Raw genomic sequence first — 5909 nt, 5'->3', positions numbered from 1 at the left:
TGCCCGTGTACTTTGAGCAACTGCGTGAGCAGGGTTGGCGCTGGATTGCGCTGGGGGATGCGGACTACCCGCCGTTGCTGGCACAGATCAACGACCCACCCGGCGTGATTGCCGTGCGCGGCAGCGTGGAAGCATTAAATGCGCCTTCGCTGGCCATGGTGGGGGCGCGCAATGCCTCTGCGGACGGCCTCGACAACAGCCGCCGCTTTGCCCGCCAGCTGGCTGGTAGTGGCTTTGTCATTGTCAGTGGCCTGGCGCTGGGCATTGATGCGGCCGCTCATCGCGGTGCGGTGAGTGCCGGGCGCACGGTGGCGGTCATGGGCAGTGGCCCGGATTGTATCTACCCGCCCCGCCATGGCCTGCTGGCCAGCCAGATTGTGGAGAACGGCGGGGCGCTGGTATCGGAATTTGCACCGGGCGCGCGCCCGCTGCCGGCTCAATTTCCCATGCGTAATCGCATTATCAGTGGGCTCAGCCTGGCCACCATTGTGGTGGAGGCAGCCATCAAGAGTGGGTCGCTGATCACTGCACGGACGGCGCTGTCCCAGGGGCGTGAAGTGTTTGCGATTCCGGGCGGTATCCATAATCCACTCAGCAAGGGTTGCCACCAGTTGTTGCGCGATGGCGCCAACTGGCTGGAGTCCGTGGACGATATTTTTCAGGCCTTTGGGGATTTCCAGCGTAGCGTGGAAGCCAGTGGCATTCGTTGCGACCCGCCGGCGCTGCTTGCCCACCTGACCAGTGGCCTGAACTCGCTGGATGCGTTGCAGGAGCGTACCGGGATGCCCATGCCCGAGCTGGCCGGGCAGCTGGCGGATCTGGAGCTGGAGGGCTGGGTAGAACGGGTGGCGGGGGGCTATCTGAAACGCCAGACCAGCGATGTCTGATCGGCAGACTTGAGTCGCCGGGCCGTGCAGGGTAATTTGCCGCTTTTGCTTTCAGGGCGTCGTCATGGACCAGCATCTGCTCAGCGCGGCACAGATTATTCAGGCGGGCGGGGTAATCGCCTACCCTACGGAGTCCGTCTACGGCCTTGGCTGCGACCCGTTCAACCAGGACGCGGTGATGCAGCTGCTGGCCATCAAGCAGCGGCCGGTGAGCAAAGGGCTGATTCTGATTGGTGAAACCCTGGCGCAGCTGGCGCCGTATCTGCGCCTGAACGACCAGCAGGCGGCCCGGTTGCAGCAGCAATGGCCGGCGCCGGTGACCTATCTGGTTGAGGCCAATGAACATCTGCCCGGCTGGGTGCGCGGGAAGCATCGCAAGGTGGCGGTGCGCGTGCCGGACCATCCGCTGGCTCGCCAGCTGTGCCGGTTGGCCGGGCAGCCGATCATTTCCACCAGCGCCAACATCAGCGGCCGCCCGGCAGCGCGCAATCGCTATCAGGTGGCCCGGCAGCTGGGCGATCAACTCGACTTTATTGTCAGCGGCGCCTGTGACCGGGCGAGCAAACCCTCTACCATTATTGATCTGGAAAGCGGGCGCATTTTGCGCCCGTGAACACACCGACCGCATCCGGGGAAAGCACCATGTCAGAGGTTTCACTGCAGGCGGTGAAAGACTACCTGCTGGATCTGCAGGACCGTATCTGCGAGGCACTGGGCGCCGAAGATGGCTCCGCCACCTTCCGTGAAGACAGCTGGGAGCGCGAACAGGGTGGCGGCGGCCGTAGCCGGGTGCTGGAAAATGGCGCGGTGATCGAAAAAGGCGGGGTCAATTTTTCCCATGTGTTTGGCGATCAGTTGCCGCCCTCTGCCACGGCAGCCCGTCCCGAATTGGCCGGGCGCAGCTTTCAGGCCATGGGCGTGTCGCTGGTGATCCACCCGAAAAATCCCTATGCACCGACCAGCCACGCCAACGTGCGTTTTTTCGTGGCGGAAAAAGACGGTGAAGACCCGGTGTGGTGGTTTGGCGGCGGCTTCGATCTGACACCCTACTATGGTTTTGAAGAAGACGTTGTGCATTGGCACCAGACGGCCCGCGACGCCTGTGAACCGTTCGGTAGCGAGATCTACCCGGAATTCAAAGCCTGGTGTGATGACTACTTTTATCTCAAGCACCGGGATGAGCCCCGTGGTGTGGGCGGCTTGTTCTTTGACGATCTGAACCGCTTTGATTTCGACACCAGCTTTGCCCTGATGCGCAGTGTGGGCGATGCCTATGTGCCCGCCTATCAGCCGATCCTGGCGCGCCGTAAAGACCACGATTATGGCGAGCGCGAGCGTCAGTTCCAGCTGTACCGTCGCGGCCGCTATGTGGAGTTCAATCTGGTTTACGACCGCGGCACGATTTTTGGTCTGCAATCCGGTGGACGTACCGAGTCCATCCTGATGTCACTGCCGCCGCTGGTGCGATGGGACTACGATTACCACCCCGAGCCAGGCAGTGCCGAGATTGAGCTTTACCAGAAATTTTTGATTCACCGGGAGTGGGTATGACGGCTGAGAAAACCGCGTTAGAGGCTGGGTTATATTGTGTTTTTGGCAATCCAGTGAGTCATTCCCGCTCGCCGGATATTCACCATGCGTTTGCCGCTCAGCGTAGCGACGCTGTGCAGTATGAAAAGCGTGAAGCGCCGTTGGATGATTTTGCCGGCGCGGTTCAGGCTTTTCGGAATGCCGGCGGGTTGGGCGCCAATGTCACGGTACCCTTCAAAGAACAGGCTTTTGCATTGTGCGATGCCATCACCGAGCGAGCCGACCAGGCCGGTGCAGTGAATACCCTGTGGTGGGATGGCGAGCAGTTGCACGGCGATAACACCGATGGCGCCGGGCTGGTGAAAGATATCTGCGACAATCAGGGCTGGAGCATCCGTAAAAAACGGGTGCTGATCCTGGGCGCAGGCGGGGCAGTACGCGGTGTGCTGGGGCCGTTGCTGGCGGAAGAGCCCACCTTGTTGCGCATTGCCAACCGAAGCAAAGAGAAAGCGGAAACGCTGGCCGCCAACGTGATGAAAGGCGAAGGGCCGCCGGTGTTGGGCGGCGGCCTGGATAATCTCATGGGCCAGTTCGATCTGGTCATCAATGCCATCTCCGCCGGTTTGCAAGGCGAGATGCCCGCGCTGCCGGATGGCTTGTTGGCAGAGGGCGCGGTGGCTTATGACATGGTCTATGGCAATGAGCCGACACCGTTCCTGCGCTGGGCAAAGCAGCAAGGCGCGGCGGCCACGGCGGACGGGCTGGGTATGCTTGTTGAACAGGCTGCCGAAGCCTTTGAGATCTGGCGTGGCTGGCGCCCGGATACGGCCCCTGTCATGGCCTCGTTGCGCTAGCCTGCCATGAGCGATGGCGCGGTAATGTACGAAGTGGTGTATGCCTCCGTGGTCAGCCTGGCCATGGTGCTGACCACGGTGACCCTGCATTACTGGACGCTGGCGGGGCTGTCTGGCCTGCTTAAACGTTGGCCGGATTTTCGGGGTGAAATCCTGGTGGTTGTTATCGCCATGTTCGCGGCCCATATGGTGGAAATCAGCCTCTATGCCTGGGTGTACCTGCTGCTGGATGTGGGGGACACCGCCATGGGTATTGGTGGGGCGGTGAACGGCAGCTTTCTTGACCACCTGTATTTTTCTGCCGCTTGCTATACCTCTCTGGGGCTGGGGGATCTGTTCCCGGTGGGTACCCTGCGTTTGATTGCCGGGGTGCAAGCGCTGAATGGTTTGATACTGATAACCTGGTCTGCGTCGTTTGCGTTTCTGGTGATGCAGCGCCGCTGGCGTTTTTAATCACGTTTCGACGGTATCGTACGTGCTCGGGGCTCTTGAGCCCGTTATCACTGGGTGAAGTATGTCCCTGCGTTTTGTTCTGTTATTAAGCGTTTATTTACCGCTGCCGGTGCTGGCTTCCACGCTGGGTTTCTCCTGGGATAACGACCTGTTCGTCGGTGCTGATGGGCAGTACACCAATGGTGTGCGAATTAGCTGGGTGGGCGATGCCCATGACCATTGCGACAGTAATGGCAGTGTTACCTGTGGTCTGGCGGGCGTGTTGTCACCCTTGCCGGGTATCAGCCTGGATGATGAGAAACATGCCCTGACGCTGAGTCTGGAACAGGTCATGATCACCCCGGGCGATATCAGCCAAAGCGCCCCCAATTACGCGGACTTGCCCTATGCGGGATACAGCAGTCTGGAGATGGGTTTGTTCAGCTGGAACGGCGACAGCCTGTTTGGTTACGGCGTGCGTCTGGGTGTGGTCGGCCCGGAGTCCGGGGCGGAGCAAAGCCAGAAACTGGTCCACAAGGTAACCGGCTCCACCGAACCGCAGGGCTGGGATAACCAGCTGGGAACAGACCTGATCGGTGGTGCTTACTTTATTAACGCCCGCCGCTTTCACCAGTTCCAATGGGACGCGGGATTTCAGGGCGAGCTGGGGTATGCCTGGGGCGTGGATGCCAACAACTTCCATGGGACGGCAACGGCGGGCGGGTTTCTCCGGGTGGGCAGAAACCTGCCGCGCAACTTTATTCCCGATTATGCCGGCATCGGCACGGCCGGTTCACTGGTGGGCCTGTTCGATGGCAGCGGGTTTGGTTGGGAAGCGTTTGTGGCCAGCTTCGGTGAATACATCGGTTACTCCTACCTGGAACACCATGCCGAAGAATACGATGTGGAAGCCCGCGATGGCGTGTTGGGGTTAGTGTTGGGCGGTGGTGTTCACTGGGACCGTTTTTCGTTCACCCTGACACTGCAAAGTTCCACATCGCCCCTGCGTAGCAGCGATGACACCTTCAGCTTCGGCAATATGTCCTTCATGTGGCAGATCTGAGCTACGAGCTACGAGCTACGAGCTACGAGCTACGAGCTACGAAAAAAAACAGACAAAACCGGAAAAGTTCCTTGAGATCGGTGATTTCTACGGCCGGTTTAATGTTTTTCTGGCAGCTAGCTGCTCGTCGCTAGCTGCTGCTTTTCAAATACCGGTCTTTCAAGCGCACATAATTCCCCGCCACATAGGGCAAAAAGGCTTTCTCTTCCTCGGTGAGTGGACGCACCTGTCGCGCGGGTTGACCGCGATACAGATAGCCGCTTTCCAGACGTTTGCCCGGCCCGACCAGGGAGCCGGCGGCGACGATGACATCGTCTTCCACGATGGCGCCGTCCATGATGATCGCCTGCATGCCCACCATGACTCGGTTGCCCAGGGTGCAGCCGTGCAGCATGGCCTGGTGAGCGAGGGTCACATCGTCGCCGATCTGCAGCCCGAAGCCGCCGGGGTTGAAGGTGGAGTCGTGGGTAATGTGCAGCACTGCGTTATCCTGAATGCTGACCCGGGCGCCAATGCGGATGGCATGCATGTCGCCACGGATTACCGCCTTCGGCCACACGGAACAATCGTCGCCCAGAGTGACCTCGCCGATCACCGTAGCGTCCTCGTCCACATATACCCGTTTACCCAACTGCGGGGCCTTGTCTTCAAAGCGGCGAATCCCCATCACTGATACACTCGATAGTTCAAATTCATGGTTACAGGGGCACCTTTTGCAGACGCCCGCTCGTATACTGATAGCCATATTGATCTTGCTTGGCGTTTTTCTGCTAAGCAAGTGGCTGATATTCCAGACGCTGTTGCAGCCGGACGATACCGCTCGCCATCGGTTGCCAGCCGCGCAGACACACGCTGAACCCGGAGCAGGACAGGACACCCATGAGCAACAATCCGCTGATTGATTACCCGGCACTTCCTCCTTTTTCACAGATCCAGCCCGAGCATGTACTTCCTGCCGTGGAGCAGCTGGTGGCAGAGGGCCGTGCCCGTATTGAGCAGGTGCTGGCGGAGGGAAACTTCGACTACGCGCATCTGGTACAGGCGCTGGACCAGGAAGATGACCGACTTGGCAAGGCTTTCGGCCCGGCCGGGCATTTGAATGCTGTGGCCCAGAATGAAGCCTTGCGCAATGCCTACAACAGT

7 protein-coding genes and 1 pseudogene are annotated in these 5909 nt (G+C 59.9%); 7 read left to right on the top strand and 1 reads right to left on the bottom strand.

The genetic code is table 11. The annotated features are described in order from the left end of the window. The 6 genes from dprA to A3730_RS06505 all read left to right on the top strand — a co-directional run. Nucleotides 1–887: DNA-processing protein DprA (dprA, locus tag A3730_RS06530; protein ID WP_063537746.1), on the top strand; the 887-nt coding region annotated here is incomplete at its 5' end. A gap of 64 nt (nucleotides 888–951) precedes the next feature. After that, nucleotides 952–1500 carry an L-threonylcarbamoyladenylate synthase gene (locus A3730_RS06525; RefSeq protein ID WP_063520816.1) on the top strand — a complete coding sequence of 183 codons (549 nt, stop codon included), beginning with the start codon at nucleotides 952–954 and terminating at the stop codon, nucleotides 1498–1500. A gap of 29 nt (nucleotides 1501–1529) precedes the next feature. Then, nucleotides 1530–2438, top strand: coding sequence for an oxygen-dependent coproporphyrinogen oxidase (gene hemF / locus A3730_RS06520; RefSeq protein WP_063520818.1), 909 nt, complete (start codon nucleotides 1530–1532; stop codon nucleotides 2436–2438). Continuing rightward, nucleotides 2435–3271, top strand: coding sequence for a shikimate dehydrogenase (gene aroE / locus A3730_RS06515; RefSeq protein ID WP_063520815.1), 837 nt, complete (start codon nucleotides 2435–2437; stop codon nucleotides 3269–3271). Before hemF ends, aroE begins: the two co-directional genes overlap by 4 nt. A gap of 24 nt (nucleotides 3272–3295) precedes the next feature. Continuing rightward, entirely contained in the window at nucleotides 3296–3724 is a 429-nt protein-coding gene (locus tag A3730_RS06510) for an ion channel (RefSeq protein WP_063520814.1), read from the top strand. Nucleotides 3725–3785: 61 nt separating this feature from the next. Continuing rightward, entirely contained in the window at nucleotides 3786–4766 is a 981-nt protein-coding gene (locus tag A3730_RS06505) for a lipid A deacylase LpxR family protein (RefSeq protein WP_063537744.1), read from the top strand. A 130-nt stretch (nucleotides 4767–4896) separates the two neighbouring features. Here the strand turns inward: A3730_RS06505 and A3730_RS06500 are convergent, their stop codons facing one another. After that, a complete protein-coding gene (locus A3730_RS06500; protein ID WP_063520812.1) occupies nucleotides 4897–5433 on the bottom strand; it encodes a gamma carbonic anhydrase family protein in 537 nt (178 codons plus the stop codon). Nucleotides 5434–5645: 212 nt separating this feature from the next. On the opposite strand from A3730_RS06500, the pseudogene A3730_RS06495 reads away from it, so the two are divergent. Further along, nucleotides 5646–5909, top strand: a pseudogene (locus A3730_RS06495) (oligopeptidase A); the annotation flags it as partial.

This window comes from Alcanivorax sp. HI0044 (assembly GCF_001634945.1).
Note: the sequence above shows the minus strand (reverse complement) of the source record. Positions and strands in the feature narration are given on the sequence as shown.